Origin of the sequence: Rheinheimera pacifica (assembly GCF_900108485.1) — a bacterium.
GTDB classification, from domain to species: Bacteria; Pseudomonadota; Gammaproteobacteria; order Enterobacterales; family Alteromonadaceae; genus Alishewanella; species Alishewanella pacifica.
On sequence record NZ_FNXF01000003.1, the window covers coordinates 347,490 to 368,889 of the forward strand.

The 21,400-nt window shown below is 49.3% G+C and carries 17 protein-coding genes; 6 read left to right on the plus strand and 11 right to left on the minus strand.

Annotated features, from left to right (window positions below; genetic code table 11):
• Positions 1-16: 16 nt before the first annotated feature.
• The 5 genes from BLW68_RS06115 to BLW68_RS06135 form a co-directional block, all read right to left on the minus strand.
• Positions 17-856 (minus strand): ATP-binding protein, encoded by an 840-nt coding sequence (locus tag BLW68_RS06115; RefSeq protein WP_092791342.1) that lies wholly within the window; start codon positions 854-856, stop codon positions 17-19.
• Positions 853-5,643: an EAL domain-containing protein gene (locus BLW68_RS06120; RefSeq protein WP_218141314.1), complete on the minus strand. Its 4,791-nt coding sequence runs from the start codon at positions 5,641-5,643 to the stop codon at positions 853-855. The genes BLW68_RS06115 and BLW68_RS06120 overlap by 4 nt, the downstream gene beginning before the upstream one ends.
• 62 nt (positions 5,644-5,705) lie before the next feature.
• Positions 5,706-6,080 (minus strand): response regulator, encoded by a 375-nt coding sequence (locus BLW68_RS06125; RefSeq protein ID WP_092791346.1) that lies wholly within the window; start codon positions 6,078-6,080, stop codon positions 5,706-5,708.
• Positions 6,073-6,495, minus strand: coding sequence for an Hpt domain-containing protein (locus BLW68_RS06130; protein WP_177172167.1), 423 nt, complete (start codon positions 6,493-6,495; stop codon positions 6,073-6,075). Before BLW68_RS06130 ends, BLW68_RS06125 begins: the two co-directional genes overlap by 8 nt.
• On the minus strand, positions 6,488-7,453 hold the full coding sequence (locus BLW68_RS06135) for a response regulator (protein WP_092791350.1): 966 nt from the start codon (positions 7,451-7,453) through the stop codon (positions 6,488-6,490). The genes BLW68_RS06130 and BLW68_RS06135 overlap by 8 nt, the downstream gene beginning before the upstream one ends.
• Before the next feature lie 224 nt (positions 7,454-7,677).
• On the opposite strand from BLW68_RS06135, the gene BLW68_RS06140 reads away from it, so the two are divergent.
• Positions 7,678-8,805, plus strand: a complete 1,128-nt coding sequence (locus BLW68_RS06140) for a PAS domain-containing protein (protein WP_092791352.1) — start codon at positions 7,678-7,680, stop codon at positions 8,803-8,805.
• Here BLW68_RS06140 and BLW68_RS06145 read toward each other — a convergent pair.
• The 5 genes from BLW68_RS06145 to BLW68_RS06165 are packed head-to-tail and all read right to left on the minus strand — an operon-like array spanning position 8,802 to position 13,490.
• Positions 8,802-9,503 carry a YdcF family protein gene (locus BLW68_RS06145; RefSeq protein ID WP_092791354.1) on the minus strand — a complete coding sequence of 234 codons (702 nt, stop codon included), beginning with the start codon at positions 9,501-9,503 and terminating at the stop codon, positions 8,802-8,804. The two genes, BLW68_RS06140 and BLW68_RS06145, sit on opposite strands and share 4 nt — an antisense overlap.
• Positions 9,487-10,767: an O-antigen ligase family protein gene (locus BLW68_RS06150; RefSeq protein ID WP_092791356.1), complete on the minus strand. Its 1,281-nt coding sequence runs from the start codon at positions 10,765-10,767 to the stop codon at positions 9,487-9,489. The genes BLW68_RS06145 and BLW68_RS06150 overlap by 17 nt, the downstream gene beginning before the upstream one ends.
• Positions 10,767-11,669, minus strand: coding sequence for a glycosyltransferase (locus BLW68_RS06155; RefSeq protein WP_092791358.1), 903 nt, complete (start codon positions 11,667-11,669; stop codon positions 10,767-10,769). The genes BLW68_RS06150 and BLW68_RS06155 overlap by 1 nt, the downstream gene beginning before the upstream one ends.
• A gap of 19 nt (positions 11,670-11,688) precedes the next feature.
• Positions 11,689-12,438, minus strand: coding sequence for a WecB/TagA/CpsF family glycosyltransferase (locus BLW68_RS06160; protein ID WP_092791360.1), 750 nt, complete (start codon positions 12,436-12,438; stop codon positions 11,689-11,691).
• The gene (locus tag BLW68_RS06165) at positions 12,435-13,490 is read right to left on the minus strand and encodes a glycosyltransferase family 4 protein (RefSeq protein WP_218141315.1); all 1,056 of its coding nucleotides are present in this window, start codon (positions 13,488-13,490) and stop codon (positions 12,435-12,437) included. The genes BLW68_RS06160 and BLW68_RS06165 overlap by 4 nt, the downstream gene beginning before the upstream one ends.
• A 173-nt stretch (positions 13,491-13,663) precedes the next feature.
• Between BLW68_RS06165 and wecA the strand changes: the two genes are divergently transcribed.
• The 3 genes from wecA to BLW68_RS06180 are packed head-to-tail and all read left to right on the plus strand — an operon-like array spanning position 13,664 to position 17,256.
• Positions 13,664-14,740, plus strand: coding sequence for a UDP-N-acetylglucosamine--undecaprenyl-phosphate N-acetylglucosaminephosphotransferase (wecA, locus tag BLW68_RS06170; protein ID WP_092791362.1), 1,077 nt, complete (start codon positions 13,664-13,666; stop codon positions 14,738-14,740).
• A 24-nt stretch (positions 14,741-14,764) separates the two neighbouring features.
• A complete protein-coding gene (locus BLW68_RS06175; protein ID WP_092791364.1) occupies positions 14,765-16,084 on the plus strand; it encodes a flippase in 1,320 nt (439 codons plus the stop codon).
• An 11-nt stretch (positions 16,085-16,095) separates the two neighbouring features.
• A complete protein-coding gene (locus BLW68_RS06180; RefSeq protein WP_092791366.1) occupies positions 16,096-17,256 on the plus strand; it encodes a polysaccharide pyruvyl transferase family protein in 1,161 nt (386 codons plus the stop codon).
• 101 nt (positions 17,257-17,357) lie between these two features.
• On the opposite strand, the gene BLW68_RS21080 is transcribed toward BLW68_RS06180, so the two are convergent.
• Complete coding sequence (locus BLW68_RS21080) at positions 17,358-17,519, minus strand: hypothetical protein (RefSeq protein ID WP_177172168.1); 162 nt, start codon at positions 17,517-17,519, stop codon at positions 17,358-17,360.
• Between the two features lie 408 nt (positions 17,520-17,927).
• Between BLW68_RS21080 and BLW68_RS06190 the strand changes: the two genes are divergently transcribed.
• Both BLW68_RS06190 and BLW68_RS06195 read left to right on the plus strand, forming a co-directional pair.
• Positions 17,928-20,321, plus strand: coding sequence for a catalase (locus BLW68_RS06190; protein WP_245728283.1), 2,394 nt, complete (start codon positions 17,928-17,930; stop codon positions 20,319-20,321).
• Positions 20,322-20,371: 50 nt separating this feature from the next.
• On the plus strand, positions 20,372-21,328 hold the full coding sequence (locus tag BLW68_RS06195; RefSeq protein ID WP_092791370.1) for a hypothetical protein: 957 nt from the start codon (positions 20,372-20,374) through the stop codon (positions 21,326-21,328).
• The last annotated feature ends 72 nt before the right edge of the window (positions 21,329-21,400 follow it).

The window sequence follows — 21,400 nt, forward strand, 5'->3', positions numbered from 1 at the left end:
GGTGTATTCTTAATGATTAAAGTTGTGGCTGGCGCGGCAATTTAACGGTAAAACAACTGCCAACCCCAGGCGTACTGCTAACATCGAGCACACCCTGATGTTTCTCGACGATGCTGCGGGACAACGGTAACCCCAGGCCAGTGCCCTGGCCTTTGGGTTTAGTAGTATAAAACGGCTCAAAAATACGGCCTAACTGCGCCGGCTCCATGCCTTTACCGGTATCGCTTACGCTAAACCAAACCCAGTTGTCATTACAACCGGTACTGATACGGATAATACCATGTTGCTCAATGGCATGAGCGGCATTGATCAGCAGGTTAAGCAACACCTGATTCAGCTGTGACGGAATACAGTGCACCGAAGGTAATTCAGCAAAGTCTTTTACTACATCAGCTTTATACTTCAGTTCATTTGCCACCAAATTAAGGGTAGATTGGATGCCCTGATGTAAATCAGCCTCAACAAATTCAGCTTCTTCAATATGAGAAAAATCTTTTAAGTCGTGAATAATATCCACTACCCGGCTCAGGCCCTGCTCAGACTCCTGCACCAGCTTGGGTAAATCGGCACAGACATAATCAAAATCAAACTGCGCCAGCAGCGGCAGACGCTGCGCTTCATCAACCTGCATGCTAAGCAGTTTCACCAGATTAATTAAACTGTCGGAATATTCTGCCAGCATTTTCATATTCGACGACACATAGCCAATAGGGTTATTAATTTCGTGCGCCACGCCAGCGGCCAACTGGCCTAAAGATGCCAGCTTTTCTGATTGCAGCAATTGCTCTTTCAATACCAGCAATTGCGCTTCTAAACGCGCTATTTGTGCCTCTTTGCCATTATTGCGCTGGCTCATTGTTGCCCCGTTTTGCTGTTGATCTGCTGCTGATACTGTGCAAATGCCTGTTTGATTTCGCTACGCAATTCGTCGTCCTGCCAGGGTTTGGTCATAAATTTATAAATAGCGCCTTTGTTTATTGCCTCGGTGACAGAACGTAAATCGGTATAGCCGGATAACACGATACGAATGGTGTCGGGGTACATATCTTTAACCTGGCTAAAGAACTCAGTACCGCTAATGCCCGGCATACGCTGATCTGACAAGATCACCTGCACCTGGTTCAGTGCCAGAATATCAAACGCCTGCTTAGCGCCGGTGCAGGTCAGCACTCGATAAGCATCGCGGCGCAACACCCGTGTCAGGGCACTGAGAATATTTTCTTCATCGTCCACCAGCAAAATAGTTTGCTGATTACTGACCGATTCCGGCAGGATCTGCCGCTGCGTGGGGTACTGCTGTATAAACAGCTCAAGTTGGGCTGCGGGCATCGGTTTAGCAAAGTAATAGCCCTGGTATTCATCACACAGGCTTTTGCGCAGCAGCGCGACCTGGGCTTCATTTTCCACGCCCTCAGCAATAACCCTGATATCCAGATGGTGCGCCATAGCGATAATGGCTCTGCTGATCGCTGCATCACGCTTATCGGTAACAATATCGCGGATAAAAGTGCGATCTATTTTCAGTTTATCCATCGGTAAGCGCTTAAGGTAATTTAAACTGGAATAGCCGGTACCAAAATCATCAATTGAAATTTTCACGCCAATCTGGCGCAGTTGCTGCAATTTCAGGATCACCTGTTCGGTGTTATCGAACAACACCGATTCTGTCAGTTCAATTTCGAACCAGCGCGGCGCCAAACCGTTTGTCTGTAATGTTTGCTGTAATTGCTCTACAAAATTGCTGCGCTGAAACTGTATCGACGAGATATTCACCGCCATCACCACTGACGCAATACCGCGCTCAATCAGTGATTTATTATAGCGGCTGGCGTGATCCAGCACCCAGTTACTCAGCGGTACTATTTCACCGGTTTCTTCTGCCAGCGGAATAAATTCGTCCGGGCTGATAAAGCCTGCTTGCTTATCGGGCCAGCGCAGCAGCGCTTCCAGCCCTATAATATCGCCGCTGATGGCGTCAATTTGTGGCTGATAATACAGCTCGAACTCCTGATTGCTGATAGCTTTTTTCAGTTGTGCCCGCAAATTCAGCTGTTTGCTCAGCGCAACATCCAATTCAGCGCTATACCACTGGTAGTTGTTACGGCCTAACTGCTTAGCGCGGTACATAGCTAAGTCAGCCTGTTGCACCATCTGCATCGGCTCGGATTGTTCATTGTCCGACAAACTGATACCAATACTGGCAGTGATATGCAACTCCTGGCCGGCAATGTTAAGTGGCTGCGCCACTACCGCCAGAATACGTTCTGTAACCGGCATAACCTCATCTGCTGAACTAAGATCGGTTAGCATTAATACAAATTCATCCCCACCAATTCTGGCTAGCGTATCGCCAGGGCGAATACAGGATACAATACGCATACTGCTTTGTTTTAGCACCTCGTCGCCGTTTAAATGACCAAGGCTGTCGTTAATTAATTTAAAGCCATCCAAATCGATAAACAAAATGGCCACTTTTTGCTGATTGCGTTTACTGATTTGATAGCTTTGTGTCAGACGATCTTTTAACAGTGCACGGTTGGGTAAGCCGGTGAGCAAATCATGCGACGAGTTATACGCCAGCTCCTGTTCATAATTTTTTTGTTCCGTAATATCGGCCTGAATACCGATGTAATGGGTAATAGCACCACAGTCATCCGGCACCGGCGCCAAAAACAGGTTGTTCCAAAACGCACGGTTGTCTTTGCGAAAGTTTCTTAGCACCACCGAGTATTCCTGACGTTTGGCAATGGCATCACGTATTTGATTCGTTGCCAGCAGATCACGCTCTTTACCCTGTAAAAATCGGCAGTTACGGCCAACAACCTCCGTTGAGCTATAACCGGTAAGTTTCTCAAAAGCACTGTTAACATAAATGATAGGCATATCTGGCTGCAGCACATCAGCGATAATTACCCCGTTGGAGGTTGCATCTACCGCCCGTTTAAACAGCCGCAACTGATTCTGTGCCAGTACCCGTTCGGAAATATTCTTTGATATACCAATAACACCAATAATCTTACCGTCCTGCCAGCTGGGTATAATGGATATATCCAGCTCCAACTGCCGGCCATTACGGGTAACAATACTGGCCTCAAAGCGTTCGCCATTGCCAGCAAGAACACTGGCAAAATGGCGGTGTACCAGCGGTAAATGCTCAGGCAGCATTACCCGGCCGTAATGCATGGCGATTACCTCAGCGCGGCTATACTGCAGCAGCTTACAGCCCGCCTGGTTCATATCGACAAAGTAGCCTTCTGGGTTAAGAATGTACACCGGATCGGGGTTTAACTCGTACAGCGAGCGAAAACGCTGTTCACTTTGCTGCAACAGGCGGGTATGCGCCGCACGCTCTATTGCCAGAGCGGCAAAACGGCTACAGCTAATCATCAGTTCAAGCTCTTCTTTGCCAGCAATTCTTTGTTCGGTGCAATACAGGGCAAAGGTGCCCACTACGTCATCCTGCAGTGACACCATGGGCATCGACCAGCATGCCAGCACGCCTTGCTCTTGGGCGGCGGCTGCATAAATGCGGCACTTTTCATCAGCAGATATTAACGGCGACATTACCAGGCTCTTTTGATAAGCCGCGGCACCACAACAGCCGGCGTTATCCGCCACCGCCAGGGTGGTAAGCGCGCCAGCAAAGGCTGTGCTAAAAGATGGCGCGGCTGCCAAATGCAGCTGTTCGCCCTGTTTTAACATTACTGCAGCCAACACTGTACTGCTTTGCTGCTCTGCCATCAGGCAAATGCGCTGCAAAATCTCAGGCAGTGCCTGCTCGGTTGAGATCATTCTCAGCACGTCTTGTTGCGCCTGCTGATACAACTCGGCTTTCACCAGATAGCTAATATCACGGGCCACGGCATAGATGGTTCGATAAACGTCGACATAACTTGCCGCCCACATCAGATGCACCACCGAGCCGTCTTTACGCAGATAACGATTACGAAAGTGATTAGTTGGCGTGCCTGAGGTAATTTTATCGGCTTCGGTCAGGCTCAGAACTTTGTCTTGCGGATGCACAAAATCGATAAAATTCTGCTGCAATAGTTCGTCAGGCCGGTAGCCGAGTATTTTGCCGCAAGACTTACTCAGTTCCACAAAACAGCCGTCAGCATCAATAACACAAATCAGATCAGCTGAGTTCTCCAGAATTTGCTGCTGTTTTAACTGCAACAGCCGCACGGTATCCAGGCTGTGCTGCAGTTTATCGTTGCCGGCAAGCAAACGCATACGATGGCGCTGGCTTTGTTGGTAGTATTTCTGGCTCAACATCACCAGCAACGTAGTTAACCACCCTGCCAGCAGCACTACTTCTGCCGTTAACAACATGGTTTTGGCATCAGCATTGAGGTTGGTATACACCCTTAGTTGCCACGAAAACCCTGGCATCAGATCAATAGCAAACTGGCCCACTTTGGTAGCATCAGGTGCTGTAGCCACCGAATTGTAAACCGGGTTTTGCGCAGTTTGCTGCAACTTCACAAAGTAGCCCTCTGGTATTAACTCAGGCAATGCCAGCCGCAGCGCCTTGGCAAAGTCGACGCTGGCGACCACCTGAGCCACACCAGCGCGGTTAACTGGCGCTATTGCAGCAAGGACAAATGCATGGTCTATAACAGTATCATAGTACAGCCTCAAAGAAGGCTGCGACAACCCGGCAAAGTGCTGCGGCTGTATATCTGGCAGTTGCTGCAGGTAACGGTTAAACCAGGCTAACTCTGTGTTTTGCTGGGCATTGGCATACAGTAAGGAGCCGTCGCCTGCCTGTACCGCAAGGTAATCAATATAGGGATAATCACGCAGATAACTGTGAATTTCAGCGCTGAAATAAGACTGGCTAAGTTCATACTCGGCAGCGTTTATTCTTTCAGCTAAACGGTACATTAAGCCCCGCTGCTCCGCTATCATCTGATTGACATTAAGCTGCAATTTATCTGCGATCTGTGCCGATACCTGCTCGGCTTTTTGTTGTAACTGATGGGCAAAATTAAACCACAGCAAAGCGGATGCCAGGGCAATAAAACACACCAATAACCATCCGCTGCTGCGCAATTGCTGTGCCGATGGCCGGGTTTTGACATAAGGCGCAGTGAAACTGGCTGCAGCCAGCAAGAGTAAATATAGGGCGGTATGAACAGAAGCTGTGGCACTTAAACTCAGCATCGCATCAGAGCCCGGCACTATATCAAGGCTAAGTGAGGTACCAGAGAGAAAACCATGTTCAGCCAGTAACATGCAGAAACTTAACCCAGCTAAAAGCAGATTAAATAGCAGCCGTAAACCTTTGAAAACACGACACCAGTGCGATGTTGGCCGCAAAAACCAACCTGACCAGACAAAGCAAAACAACAACAACACTGTGCTTTGCAGTGGTGGCAGCCGGGCTTCGTCACTTTGCCAGCTTAACGCTGCGCTACCAACATCGGCCTGATACCACAGCAAACCAGCGCCGGCAACTAAAGCGACAACCAACATTGCTGCTAATACCAGAGCAGGCTTTTTACTGATCACTGCCCACAGTAACAGCACTGCGGCCACCAGGGCTAAAGCAGTGTCGGGTAGTAAAACAAAGCGGTATACCCTGGCATCGCTATGCAACAGCGTACCGCACAATACCAATAAGGCAGCAAACACTAGCACCAGGCTGCTGCTGTAAAATACACTAAGCCATATAATGTTACTAATGCGAAGCTGGCTATTTGTCATGTAGTTGCTGTAAGCCCTCCGCTAAGGCGTTGTAAACAGTCCAGTAATGCCACTTTGCTACAGGGTTTTGCCAAAGCGGCATCAAGTGTCAGCTCGGGTGCCAGCTGTTCTATTGCTAAAGTAAGGTCACCGCTGATCAATACGCGCTTAATTGCAGGGTGATTGTGCTGTAACTGTAGCAGTAACTCAGTGCCGGTTATACCCGGCATTTGTTGATCAGCCAGCACGATCGTCAGTGAGGTTAAATAAACCTGCTGCCACAACTGGGCCGGCTGTTGTAAATAGCAGGCCTGATAAACAGACCCGCGCAACATACGCTGATAGGCACTGAGGATAAATGCGTCGTCATCAATAAACAGGATGTTACACATCAGTGTAGCCGTGTTGTAGTAAGATCAGGTTTAACATGGCCAACGTTTCTGGCCAAACCCCGGCTAACTTTAGCAGTCCGCTTTGTAGGGTTGGCAGGTCTTGCTGCCAGGCGGCCTGCTCAAGCGCTATACACAACTGCATCAGTTTTGCAGCCCCCACCAAGCCACACATGCTTTTCAGGCTGTGACACAGGCGTGCTGTATCTGCCAGCGCATTATCTGTTTGGACATTATCTGTTGGGGCATGATCTTTCCGAGCACTGGGCTGCCCGACGTCCTGCAACTGTTGTACATAATGAGTCGCTTCCCGGCGAAAACCGGATAAGGCCAGTGTTATCGTCTCTGCACTGTCATCACCATACATGGCAATCAGCACGTTAAGATCCAGTACCGGCAATGTGGCTGGTTCAGCCATTATCAGCTCCGTCGTCATCGTTTTTCTGAATAATCGGCCGGTTACAGGTTTGCATCCACCAGTAAGATAGCCGTTTCAACAACACCAGCACCTGGCTATGATGCTTAATGTTGACGCTGTTTAGCTCTGCCGCTAAGGGTTTTAATTTTTCCAGCCGTTGATTGAACAACAACCAAAACTGATGGCGGCGCTCTTTATGCTTAATGTTTTTCGTAATGTGAAACAGGTAATCGCAGGCTTCACAGGCTCTTTTACGTTCACTCTCAATCGCCACCGGCTTGCAGTTACCAACAAATACATTGTGAAAACAACTGATATTAAAAGCAAAGTTACGCAGGCGGCGGTCAATCTGGAAATAGCCGGTAGTGGCATGTTCGGGCCAGAACAAAAAATCCTTTTTATCTGCTTTCTTACCTGAAATGTCGGGCTCTTCAGTCTCAGCTTCAGGCTTAGGGTTTAACTCACGCACTATTGCCACACTGACTTTGCGGTTTTCATCCGGTACGGCGGTTTTAGCCGAAAAATCGCTGTTTAGCGCCCGATAATGTGCAGCACTTTTAATCTGTTTTTCTGTCTGCAAATGATGTTGTATTTTGCGTATCAGCTGATCTGCGGTAATCGGCTTAGCCAGAAAATCATTAACGTCATAGCTGATACTTTGCTGTATTAACTCCAGATAAGCATTGCCTGAAAATATAATGATCGGAATATCATGCGCGGTGCTGGCAAAACCGCCTGATCTCACCCGATATATTAGCTCCAGCCCGGTGGGGCCTTTCATTTCAATATCAGTAATTAACAAGTCAATGGCTTCATTTTCCAGCGTTTCGGCCGCAGTTTTACCATCCAGTGCTTTAAAGGCATAACAGCCCGGCACTTTCTTGGCTACACCATAGAGAAAGTCGCACATAAGCACTACGTCGTCTACCACCAGTACGTTAAAGTTTTTCAGTAACATAAGTTCCTGTGTACCCTCTGGCACAGTTTATTTGGCTGATAAAAGTTAGATTAGAATCATTAACTTGTTTGGTTTCAGTATAGGCCTGTAACAGCAGAATTTCTGCTTAAGCTGTAATCTGAAATATTTCACATCACAAGAAAACAGCATTTACATACAAATAATTTTTAACCCAATAACTTATGTACCATAATTAGCGCACGTATATTGGCAGGGAGCAAGCAATGAGTCACTGGATCCAGCAACTGCGCGAGAACGATAATGCAGCTTACCTGATTTATTTGCTGTTATTACTTATTTTTGCTGCCGACAGCCAAACTCAGCTTGGTTTTGCCCATGGTTTTTTATACGCGCCATTATTACTGTTGGCCAGCCTTACCGACAAATTGCGCTTGCTGCACACCACATTTATTGCTGCTGTAGTACTTATCTGGCTCGGGGTATTAACCTCTCCTGCCGCGCCACAGGGGTTTTCGTTTATTTTCGTCCTGGCGAACCGGGCCGGTGCCTGTGTTTGCCTGTTACTGATTTACCTGCAAATGCGCGCCGCTATTTACCTTCACCTGCAGCAAAACCGGCAACGCGCCGATATGGAAATGCAAAAACAGCAACTTCAGCTGGCGAATAAGCTCACCAAATTCGCGCGCTGGACCCTTGATACCCATACCAGCATGGTAAGGCTGTCGGCAGAGGCAAAAGCCTTGCTGCCCAACGCCAGCAGAACCCGTTTTACCTTAAGCCAGTTCAGTAGTTTATTTCAGTCGCCTTATCAGGCGGTAATACAGCAGTTAATGAGCGACTATCTGGAGCAACAACAGCCTTTTGATATTGAATGCCCCTGCCTGTTAGACGGTAAAACGGAGCACTGGGTAAGAATTGTCGGTTATGCCTCTGTAAACCCTGAAGCCACCATGCAAGGTATAGTGCAGGAGATCAACTCGGCGCATCAGGTAAAAATGCGGCTGGCGCAAGAGCAGCAACGCTTTAAACATTGGGCAGACAGTATGCCTATTTTTGTCTGGACCGCAGATAGCAGCGGGGCGGTAAATTTTGTCAGCCAGATGCTGCTGAACTACACCGGTTTAACAGCTGAGCAGCTAACAGCAAACTGGCTGGATGTAGTGCACCCTGACGATCGGCAACATGTATCAGTACACTGGCTACACTGTGTACAAAGCGGCGATCCCTACAGCATTGAATTTCGCATACGCCGCCACGATGGCAGCTATATCTGGCATTTAACCAAAGCGGTAGCAGAATATGGCAGCGACGGCAACATCGAAAAATGGCTCGGCTCGGCCATGGCAATATCAGTAGCCGCTAAAAAACCGGACACTGCTAAGCTGAATTAATTAGCCGGTTCCGCCGGCTGATACCAATCGGTCCAACTGCGGGTAACCACAAAAACAGCATAGCTGGCAAACTCTGCGGTTAACTTGCTGTAAAAATCAAAATTGGTCAGGTTTACAGTCAGCAGACAATTTAAACCGCAGTTTACCTGGCGAAACGTCTGGCTGGAGGTAGCCACAACCTGGCTGTTAAAACCATGATGCCGGGTCAGTTGTTTTACCCGCCAGGCGTGAAAATCACTGGTAACAATATAATCCGGTTTTAATTGTCTGGCCGCTAAGCTGTTAAATTCTTTATAGGTATTATCACCGCCATAAAAGCAGTCTACCGCAACATTATTTGCCACACTGATCAGGTAATCGATATAGGGTTTGCAGTATTGGGTGGTCATCATCACGCTGCCACCATCCGGCAACAGTTGCGCCAGTTGCTGCAGGCGTGATTTAGCGCACGCCGGTAATGCCGTTTGGGAGCCGCCACAGCCCAGCACCACCACACTGCTGTTTGCTGCCATGCTGTAACTGCTGGTATGGCCGGCGTACCAGTGCCTTACCTGATTTGCCACAAAGCTGTTACCGGCCAGATAATAAAACGCCAGCAATAACCATAAGCCTTTTTTGCGGTACACAATACACGCCAGTAACAGACCAAACAGCATAAGGTTATGCGGAAACATAAAGGGTTCAAGAATATCTTTCATCTTTGCTCCTTGCCTGATGCTGATGTACCAGTAACGCATTACATAAGGCCCAGGGCAGCCACAACATACCGGACGTTAAAATGTGGCCAGCCACTGACGATACCAGCAACAGCAGCAGGTTTAACAGCAACAGACTGCGCCCGGCACCACTGGCGCCTAACTGCCAGCTGTGGCGGAAAAATACGGCAAAGCACAGTACAAACGCCAGCAAGCCCGCGACACCGTGAAATACCAGCAAGTCAAACCAATCCAGCTCGGCAAAATATTTTTTCAGATATAGCGCTACCCCGCCCTGGCCCACACCCAGCATACGTTGCCAGTCGGTATAGTGCTCGGCGGTGGTTTGCCAGATACGCCCGGCGTAGTAATCACGTGATGACAGCAAAATACCGCTGATGCCGCGCTGCTGGTAAACAAAAGTCAGCTTGTCGTAAATACCCAGCAGCTTTAACAGGCTTTCGCCGTTAAACAGCACAGCCAGCAGCACCAGCACCATTGCCAGCAGCAACCAGTACACTAACTTGCGTTGGCGTTGCCAAAAGCTAAGCGGTTGCATCAGTAACGGAATAAGCAGCACCAGCAGCAGCACACCAAATAAGCCGGTTTTAGTCAGCAGTAGCACAGCAATAACCAAAGCGGTAGCGCTGATACCCCAGTACGCCAGTTTATGTTGCGTCCAGCATAGCACCAGCAAAGCACAACTTAGCACCAGCAGTACGGCCGACAATTCGTTGGTGGAATAAAAAAAGCCTTTAATGCCTAAGAACGATTGCGCTACGCCGTCAAGCGGCTGATAGGCGGTAAAACCAAACCCGGCTAAACCGGCCACAGCATTTAGCAGCAACACCAAAGCACTGATGATCAGCGTGTGTTTAAATACTAATTGCGCGGTTGCAGGTAAGCGTTGCTGCAAAGACACTAAATAGGCAAAAGCCAGCAGCGGGCTTAAGGCTTTAATGGCCAGTTGGATGTCGGCCAGCCACCAGCGCTGCGCTAAAACCGGCCACTGTAGTGCGGGCCCCAACAGCATTAAAAGCAATAGCAGCAGCAGGCCCAGCACAACCTTAGGTTGTTGCACCAGCAAAGCTAACGTCATTAGCAGCAGTAATAACAGCTTGTAAAACACCGACAAGCCATAGCTGATGCCATGTAGCTGCAGCAAAGCGCCGTTTAGGCAATCTACCAGCAAAAACAGCGGGATAAGCCAGCCCAGCAGTTTATCGCTGCGCTGCTGCAACGGTGAAGTTAGCGTAGCAAACGACATTATTTTTTAAATAGTCCGGCCAGGCCTTTACTGAATACTTTAATACGCCATCGGCTGAGCGCACCCAGCTTGTGTTTAAGGTAATAGCGCCATTTCAGCTTTACCAGGCCATAACGACAGCTGCTGATAAGCCCGAGCAGGGTTAACGGAATTTGTTCCATGCTCTGGCGGTAAAACATCTGGTTTTGCAGGTTGCGCTCGCTCATGTGCACGCGGTGCTTGGCAACAAACTGTTTATGCGCATCCAACCGTTTGGGTGAATTGGTAATACGGCCCAGTTCATGGCCCACATTTACCTTATAGCTGGCATCGGCAATGCGTAGTGCCGGGCCATAAGCCTGTACCACCCGCACCCACATATCATAATCCTGAAACGCAGCCAGGCCGATATCAAACCCACCCAGTTCCAGCATACGCTCGCGCCGCACCAGCGCCTGATTAGATAAGGTATGCAAATCCAGCAGCTCGGGTAACGCCACCACACTGCGGCTGGCAAACAGCTTTTTCTGCACTGTGCCGTAATCCCAGATATAGCCAGAGCAGACACAGCTGTATTTGTCGTCATAAGCGTTATACAGGCTGCTTAAACGGTGTGGTAAAAACTCATCGTCATCGTCAATACCGGTAACAAAATCGCCCTTCGCTTCAGATATTGCCCGGTTACGGGCCGCGCAGGCGCCCTGGCCTTTACTTTGGCGAAAAAACCTTACCCGTTCATCATTAATGTATTTGTTAGTCAATACATGCCAGGTGTCGTCAGTTGAAGCATCGTCTACCACCAGCAACTCTATGTTGCTGTAGTCCTGTGCCAGCACCGACTCAATTGCACGAATAGCCATGCTCACCCGGTTAAAGGTGGGCATATAAACACTGATTAGTGGTAACTGCTGTTGTTTTTCCATCTTAACTCCATCCCGGACGTTAAATTTTACCTGTCCAATACCACCAGACATACCGCAGCAGCCCTAACTGGCGGCCAATACGGCTAGGCTGCGACAACAAACGGTAAGCCCATTCTAAATTCAGCTTACACCAAAGTTCCGGTGCACGTTTCACATTACCGGTAAACACATCATAAGTGCCGCCAACGCCCATATAAAAACAGTCCGGGTGTTGCGCCCGGATACGCTGGATCAGCAGTTCCTGCTTGGGCGAGCCCATCGCAATACTGACAATACGGGCACCACTTTGCTTTATTTGCTCAATAAGTACAGCTTCATCTTTAAAATAACCGTCTACTGCTCCCACCAGATTAACCTGCTGCGCGCGCAGTTTATCAGCCGTTTGCTGGTTTACCTCTGGTTTGGCGCCAACAATAAACACTGGCACTTTATACTGTGCTGCACGCAGCATCAGGTTTTGCCACAGCTCGCAGCCAGGAATACGCTGCACGTCTTTTTTCAGCCGCTTACGCATCACTTTTACTACACCAATGCCGTCAGCATAGCGGATATCTGCACCGCTAATCACCGCTTCAATTTGCGGGTTGCGCATAGCTGTCAGCACTTTTTCCGGGTTAATGGCAATAGCTGAACCGGCATACACACTGCCGTCTTCGCGCACTATAAACTCAAGTAACTGCTGCATATCAGCAAACGAGGACACCTGTACCGGCCCTATCTTTACCTGGGGGATCTGTTGGCCCAACACTGCTGCACTGGCTTCAGTCATAATAAGATTTCCTGATAAAGCTGTTGTAATTCATTTACCACCTGGCCCAGCAAATACTGCTCAGCAGTGGCGCGGGCCTGTTGCTGCATACGCTGATATTCTGCCGGGCTTTGCTGCCACATGCGCTCAATAGCATGGGTAAACGCCACCACAAGCTGTTGCTCTGTTTCTTGCTGGCTGATAAGAATACCATTGCTGAGCGCTTTTATCTGCTCGCTGGCACCATCTGTTTGGGTGGCGATTACCGGCGTATAACATGCCATGGCTTCTGCCATCACTAAACCAAAGGCTTCATGACGTGACAAACTGACAAAACAGCGGGCCTGGCTGTATAACTGTTTTAGTGCCAGGCTGTCTTTTGCCCCCACCACCAGCACATTAGGAAACTGCCTTGCCGCCGATTGCAGCTTATCCAGCCAGGGGCCGGAGCCGGCTATAACCACTTTTTTGTCACTGATGGCGGGCAGCAATGCCAGCAGGCGATCCATACCTTTGTTCTGATCCAGGCTGCCCACATACAATATATCTATGGTTTTTTGCTGCCAGCTTAATGGCTCAACCTGGCGAAATAACTCACTGATGCCCGCCGGCAATACTACGGCACGCTTAGTTGGCAGCGTAAAATGCTGTGCCAGTGCCTTGCTGGCAAAAATCCATTGATCCACCTTACGCGCGCACCAGCGGTAAGCTTTACCAGGCGGCTGATACTTATAAATATCACTGCCATGGCAGGTCACTACAATTTTCACTTTGCGGTTTCGCACCGCTTTATACAATAACGCCAGCCAGATAGTGGGATAAAAGAAATGCACATGCACTATATCAAAGCGGCGGCGGGTAAGAATAAAGCGCCAGATAAAATCCAGCAGAAAAACGGGATATTTCAATAATTTGTTCAGCAAAGAGTCACTGTGCCAGCGCATATAATGATAAGCAGGATGAAACGCAGCCAGTGCCCACACCTGATTATGCACAAATTTACCCTGAAACGGTGACGACGGCTTAGGCCCCATGTTACTGATAATTAAAATGTTGCTGTTAGCTGCTTGCACGCTTAAATTTCATCCTGACAGTCACACTGGCTGTGTACAATACTTGTTGTCTGGCCAGAAAACACTTAGTTTATAAGACATTGCTGGCCACGCCGAAAACGGCATAGTAATAACGGATTTTAGCTGACGCCTGGCTGAATAACTATAACCCTGAGCGCAAACCGGAAAGTTAAATGCCTGAACATATTAGCCTTTATCTCGCTGCCTTTATCACATCCTGTGTGGCTATTGCCTTTTTATATCCTTTGTCTGTCCGCTTTGGTCTGGTCGATATTCCGCGCGGCCGTAAACAACATCAGGGTGCCGTACCACTGATTGGCGGCATTGCCACTTACTGTGGTTTAAGCCTGGCACTACTGTTATTTGCCGACAGCAGCATAGAGCCCATTTATTACCTGCTGTGCAGTGGCACCATAGTGTTATTGGGGGTATTTGATGATTACCTCGATTTAAGCGTAAAGCTGCGCCTGGCTATCCAGACCCTGGTGGGGCTTGCCATGACATACAGCCTGAATTTGCATCTGGGTAGCTTAGGCGACTTGTTTGGCTTAGGTGTGGTAGACCTTGGTGTGCTGGGTATTCCGGTTACGCTGATTGCGGTAATCGCTGCCATTAATGCATTTAATATGACCGACGGCATCGACGGCCTGGCGGGTATGCTTAGCATGGTTAGTTTTGTCACTATCGCTATTTTTATGTCTTTATGGGGCCAACAACTGCATGCGTCTATGGCGCTGGTGGTGGTGCTGGCGATGCTGCCTTACCTGGCATGTAACCTTAATCTGGTGCCCGGGCGGCGCATTTTTATGGGCGATGCCGGCAGTATGTTAATTGGCCTGAGCGTAATTTGGCTGTTAATTATTGGTACCCAAAGTGAAAGCGCCAGCTTTCGCCCTGTGACGGCATTGTGGATCATTGCCATACCGCTGATGGACATGATTGCCATTATGGTGCGGCGTATCCGTAAAGGGCAGTCGCCGTTTCAGGCCGACCGCGAACACCTGCACCATATCTCGCTGCGGTTAGGCTTAAGCTCGCGCGAGTCACTGGCGTTAATTACCTCTTTAGCCTGTATTTTTGCCTGTATTGGTATTATCGGCGAATACCTGCTGGTACCGGATCTCGTTATGCTGTTGTTATTTTTAGCCGTGTTTGGTGCTTATTTGTATAGCCTGCAAAATATTTGGCGTATTATCTCGCACTTTCGCCAGAAACGGCTGCAAAGCCGACAGCCCAGGATAGTGAAGTAGCCAGGTAATTAAGGACTGCAAGTAGTGAAAATAATTAAAAAAATCCTGATGGCACGCGCCACAGCTATGCTCGGTGACAAACTGGTAAAGCTGGCTGCCGGCGCCATATTAACGGTGTTTGTCGCCCGTATGCTGGGCGCCAGTGAGCTTGGCGTTTATTCTATTGTTATGGCCTGGAGTGCTTTTTTAGTGCCGCTTACCAGCATGGGGCTGAACAACATAGTGGTGCGCCAGATGGTAAAGCACGACAACAGCCACGACGCCATGACCATGTTATACAGCGCCATCAGCATCCGGTTAGCGCTGGGTTTACTGGGCGGCAGCCTGATGTTGCTGGCGTTTTATCTGTTGTACCCCAGTATGTTTGAAGGCAACACCGCTATTGCCATTCCCACCCTGTTTATGTTGCAGGCATTTTTTGGCTTTTTGCTGTTTGAGTTTTACCTGAATTATCAGGGCACTTTTCGTAGTGTCGCTTATATAAAATCGGCTATTTCACTGCTTAGCTTTGGTGCCAAACTGGCGCTGCTTTATAGTGGTTTTGGCATTGCCAGCCTGCTACTGCTTACCGGTATCGAATTTTTTGTTGTGGGTATAGCGCAGTACCTTATATACCGGCATAAACACCAGCCATTTAAAGAAAACGAAGCGCGCTGGCCGGGCTATCACCCGCGCTGGTTTAATCTGGCGCAGGCAAAACAGCTGCTAAAACGCTCGTCCTGGTTGTGGTTATCAGGCATTGTTTCGGTGATTTATCTGAAAATTGATATCGTCATGATAGGCTCAATCGCCGGTACCGAGCAGGCCGGTATTTATGCTGCCGCCAGCCGTTTATCTGAGCTGTGGTATGTGTTTCCTGCTACGCTGGCTGCCCGGTATTACCCCGACATGCTAAAAGCCCATCAGCAGGGCTGGCCACATTATTTTCTTAAACTGCGCCGTTTTGCCATTATGTTTTTTGCCGCGGCTTTTAGCATTGCGGTGGTTATGTCGCTATCTGCACCGTGGATTATCAGCCTGCTATTTGGTGAAAACTTCTCTGCAGCGGTAGAAGTGCTGCGTATTCATATCTGGGCCGGCTGTTTTATTTTTGTCCGTTATCTTATCAGCCAGCATCTGGTTATTACCGAGCAAGAGCCACTGTCGCTGTTAAGCCATGGTATTGGCGCTGTGCTGAATGTTGGCCTGAATTTATGGTTAATTCCAAAAATGGGCATAGTCGGTGCCGCCTGGGCGACACTGATTTCTTACGCCTATGCATCGTTCTTTTTCCTGTTTTTATCTTCCAGCACCCGTAAGCAACTGTGGCAATTAGTTACCACACGTCGCGCTGACATTAATTAAAAGGTTTTTCTATGAGCAAACCACTTTTCGTTGAAATTAAAGGTGTGCAGTTTCGCAACAAAGGCGCTTATTTAATGCTGCTGGCCAGTCTTGAAGGCTTAAAAGGCATTGCCCGGCCGGTAGAGCTGGTGTTATCACCCGGCCCTAACCTGCCCTACCCCGAGCGCGCCCGTTTAGGTGCCTGGCAAAAGCTGTCATTCCGCCGCGGCGGTCTGGATTTAACGCCAATGATTGGCAAATTACCCGGCGCGGTGCAGCGGCTGTTTAACCGCTACGGCATGGTAAGCGAAAAACAAATTGATTTAGTGCTCGAAGCCAGCGGCTTTGCCTATGGCGATCAGTGGCCACTGCGCTTTTTGCAAAACACCGCCAAAGAAGTCGTGCGTTTTGCCAAAGCCGGTAAACCCTTTGTGTTTATGCCGCAAGCCTTTGGCCCGTTTAAAACCGAAGACAGCAAAGCCGCCATGCGCGATATTATTAACCATGCCCGGCTGATTTTTGTCCGTGATCCGGTATCCTTGCAGCATTTACAAAGCTGCGTGCCTAACCTGCCAGAGTCCGTGGTATTAACACCGGATTTCACCGTCGGTTTAACAGCAAGGCCTAATGATGAGATCCCGGTGATTAATGGCCCTTACGCCGCTCTTATACCCAACAATAAGGTGGTATCTAAGTTTAACCATGCCGGAGCTGAGCAACTGCGCAACGATTACATTACCGCCTTTGCCGCTGCAGCCAACACCCTGGCTGGGGCCGGTATGCAATGCGTGCTGGTAAACCACGAAGGTAAAGAAGATGCCGAGCTTTGTGCAGAAATAGCCGCCAAAGCCCCGTGTCAGATAGTGCAAATTGAAGATCCGCTGGCGGTAAAAGCCTTTATCGGCAAAGCTGAACTGGCAATAAGCTCGCGTTTTCACGGCGCGGTAAATGCTCTTAGCCAGGGCGTACCCTGTATTGCCACCAGTTGGAGCCACAAATACCACGCCATGATGACCGATTTTGGCATGGGCGATTACTGCGTAGCTGAGCTTAGTGAACAAAACCTGCTGGACGCACTGGAGCAACTGCTGGATAACAAAACCACTTTAGCCGCAGAGGTAAAACAAAAAGCCGCTGCGCTAAAACAGCAAAATGCCGCTATGTGGCAACGGCTGTATCAGGCTATCAGTTAAATAGCTGGTATTGTCTGGCGGCGAAGCTCTGTGACAGACGGGTTATTTAAACATTGATAAAGAAAAGAGAATAACCCGGCATCTACTGCCGGGTTACATACTTATGAGTTACGGCCACCTTGCCGTCTTGGACTACGATCTTTATCCGGATCGATTTCCCGCTCCGGCTTGACCGGTTTATGCTGATTTCTTTGCTCTTGTGAGCCCCCGTGACGCTTTTCTTCGTCCATTGGACGACCACCTGGATTTTTCTGGTTAGCCATAACAGGCCTCCTGCTAGTAAGTTAAATAAATTATCTGACTGCATGTATAAACAATGTTCACGCACACTGTTCACGCAGCCCTGTTGCATAGTCAGTGCCATATAGTGCAAACCTCATCTTTCAGGCCCTTAAGTGTAAAATGTAAAATATTTGCATTGCACCACCCCAGAAAAAGTATGTAATTTTTTAACGATAAATTGCAAAAATTACTCACTTGTGTGCAGAAAACACACTTTATCCGGACCGCCATCCAACTTTACTACCCACCGAAGTTGCCCTGCGCAGCCTGATGCCGCTGTCGCATCGGTCCGAAAGCCGCATGGTGGCTACATGGTCTAATTTATGCACCGCTCTACTTTGAAGCTGGATCCTCTATAGGTCCGACCTTAACCGGAGAACTATTTATTTATGGCCACGAATAACAAATCTACGCAGTCAGCCCGGCTAAGCGGTAAAACCGCTAAAGCTGAAAAAACAGCTCCCCACAGACACAACAAGTTGCTTAAAACTAACGCTGTTACCATGCAACAAGCTGACGCAAGCGACGCTTTAGTCGCAGCTATGCCATATAACAGTAATAAAAAACTCGAGCATGGCCACGATAATGCCGTGCTGCCCCCCGATGGCATAACAGTAAAACCTGATTCCGCAGCGTTAACTGCCAGCACCCATACCGAGCAAGACGGCACAACAAAAACCGGTGCTGCAGCGCGGCCCGGCTCAAACCCAGCAAATGGCCCGCTTGACCGGGTTCGGGTAGACGCCAGCGAGCAGCCATTAACAACCAATCAGGGCGTACCGGTAGCTGATAATCAAAACAGTTTAAAAGCAGGCTTGCGTGGGCCGACACTATTGGAAGATTTTATTCTGCGTGAAAAAATCACCCATTTTGATCATGAGCGTATCCCCGAACGGGTGGTTCACGCCCGCGGCTCTGCCGCCCATGGCTACTTTGAAGCATATAAAGCGTTAACCCGATATACGCGTGCAGCACCATTTGCCGAAAAAGGCAAACGCACCCCGGTGTTTGTACGTTTTTCTACCGTGGCGGGCGAGCGCGGCTCGAAAGACACTGCGCGCGATGTGCGAGGCTTTGCCGTAAAGTTTTATACCGATGAAGGTAACTGGGATCTGGTGGGTAATAATATGCCAGTGTTCTTTATCCAGGATGCGATGAAATTTCCTGATCTGGTGCATGCTGTTAAGCCAGAGCCACATCACGGTATGCCGCAGGCGGCTTCAGCACACGACACTTTCTGGGACTTTGTATCCTTGATGCCCGAATCTACTCATATGCTGATGTGGTTAATGTCAGATCGGGCCATACCACGCAGTTACCGGATGATGCAGGGTTTTGGCGTGCATACATTCCGGCTGGTCAACCAACAGGGTGAAGCTGTATTTTGTAAATTCCACTGGAAGCCGCTGCTGGGCACCCATTCGCTGGTATGGGATGAAGCGGTAAAAATATCCGGTGCCGATCCTGATTTCCACCGGCGCGATTTATGGGAAGCCATTGAGTCAGGCGAGTTCCCTGAATGGGAGCTGGCTGTGCAGATATTTACCGAAGAGCAGGCTGAAGGCTTCAGCTTCGATGTACTCGACTCGACCAAGTTAATTCCAGAAGAACTGGTGCCACTGACACCTGTCGGACGCATGGTGCTTAATCGCAACCCTGATAACTTTTTCGCTGAAACAGAGCAAGTGGCATTCTGTACGGCACATATAATACCGGGCATCGACTTCTCTAATGATCCGCTGCTCGCCGGCCGTATTCATTCTTATGTGGATACGCAAATCAGCCGTCTGGGTGGGCCTAATTTTCACGAAATCCCGATTAATTCGCCGCTGGCACAGGTGCAGAATAACCAACGCGATGGCATGCACCGCCAGGCGATAAACCGTGGCCGCGTTGCCTATGAACCAAACTCCCTGGCTGGTGGCTGCCCTTTTCAGGCCGGAAGCGCAGGCTTTATATCATTCCCCGAGGCCGTTAGAGAAGACAAAGTGCGCGGCAAGCCGGAAAAATTTGCCGAACATTATGCGCAGGCCACATTGTTTTACAACAGCCAAACCGCTATTGAAAAAGCCCATATTGCTGCGGCCTTTCGCTTTGAATTAAGTAAAGTGGAAGTACCGGCGATACGCCAGCGGATGCTGTCATCGCTGGTAAATGTGTCACAGGAGCTGGCCGCAGAAGTCGCGACAGGTCTGGGTATGACGCTACCACAAGCGATGCCCAAAGCCATTGCGGAACCACCACCACCACAGGTGACAGAGTCACCGGCGCTGTCACTGAAAGCACTGCCGGGCGAATGCGGTATACGTACCCGCCAGATTGCCGTACTGATCGACAACGGTGTGCACTACCCCTCGCTGCTATCGCTGTATAAAGCGCTAACCGATGCCGGAGCTGTCATGCATTTTGTTGGCCCGCGGGTAGGCACTTTCGTTAGTAGCAGCAACGAACAAATATTGGCAAATAAGTCGATGGAAAATTCGCCGTCAGTACTGTTTGACGCGCTGATATTGCCCGATGGCAACGACGCTGTGCAAACACTTGCAGGCTGTATGGATACCACCGATTTTATCAATAATCAGTTCCGCCATGGTAAAGCCATTCTTGCCGTAGGCGCCGGCAGGCAACTACTGAAAATGGTTGGTATTGACGCTGACAGCACTAAAGCTAACGGCATTCTGCTGGCCGACAGCAGTAAAGTAGAAGAGATAGCCTCAACTTTTATTAAGGCTGTGGCAGCGCACCGGCATCCATCACGTGACGCTAAACCGGCAACTACCTGATGTCACACCTGATATTACTTTAATTTCACCCTCAACAATTGGAGAGAGTTATGTCAACTATTACTACAGCAGCTAAACCAGTGGTGGCACCCGGTATTGCAACCCCTGCTGACAGGGAGACAGGCAATAACAGTGCCGTATCTTGGGCCGCAATCTTTGCCGGAGCAGCAGGTGCGGCAGCTTTGTCACTGATATTAGTGATCCTCGGCACTGGCCTGGGATTTTCCGCTGTGTCGCCCTGGCGAACGGAGGGGGTCAGTGCCAGCAAGATCGGCTTCGCCGCCATTGCCTGGTTAAGCTTCACCCAGATCGCCGCATCTGGTATGGGTGGTTATCTGGCCGGGCGGCTGCGCACCAAGTGGACGGCAGTGCACAGCGATGAAGTGTATTTTCGCGATACAGCGCATGGCTTTCTTACCTGGGCAGTTGCTACTTTGCTGACAGCAGCGGTATTTACCTCAGTAATCGGTGCGGTTGCCAGTGCCGGTGTTCGCGCCGGAGCTGATATTGCAGGTACAGCAGCCGCTGGTACCGCAGTAGTCAGCACAGCAAGCAGCTCAGCTGCAATGCCAGGGCAGACAGGCAATGACGATAACGGGCAAAGCAACACCCTTGAGTATTACGTTGATGCTTTGTTCAGGGCACCAGCCAGTGGTAGCCGGGGCCAGGGAGCTGAGGCTACAGAAATCCCTGCTGATGAGGTGATGCGGATATTTGTGCGGGCACTACGCACGGAGACTCTGCCACAAGAAGATCAACGTTATATCGCTCAACTCATTGCACAACATACTGATATCAGCCAGCAGGAAGCACAGCAACGCGTGGCCAGCGGTTTTGAGCAAGCCCAAACTACGCTAAAAGAAGCAGAAGATAAGGTTCGCCAGGCCGCAGATGAAGCACGTAAAGCATCGGCTTACACAGCACTGTGGATGTTTGTTGCTTTAATGATGGGTGCTTTTATCGCCAGTCTGATGGCAGTATTCGGTGGACGTCAACGCGATGTGTAAATCGCATTTAAATATTTGAAAGGAGGTTTTATGCGTTCAATATTACTTTGGTTTCTCGGAGTACCCATTCCG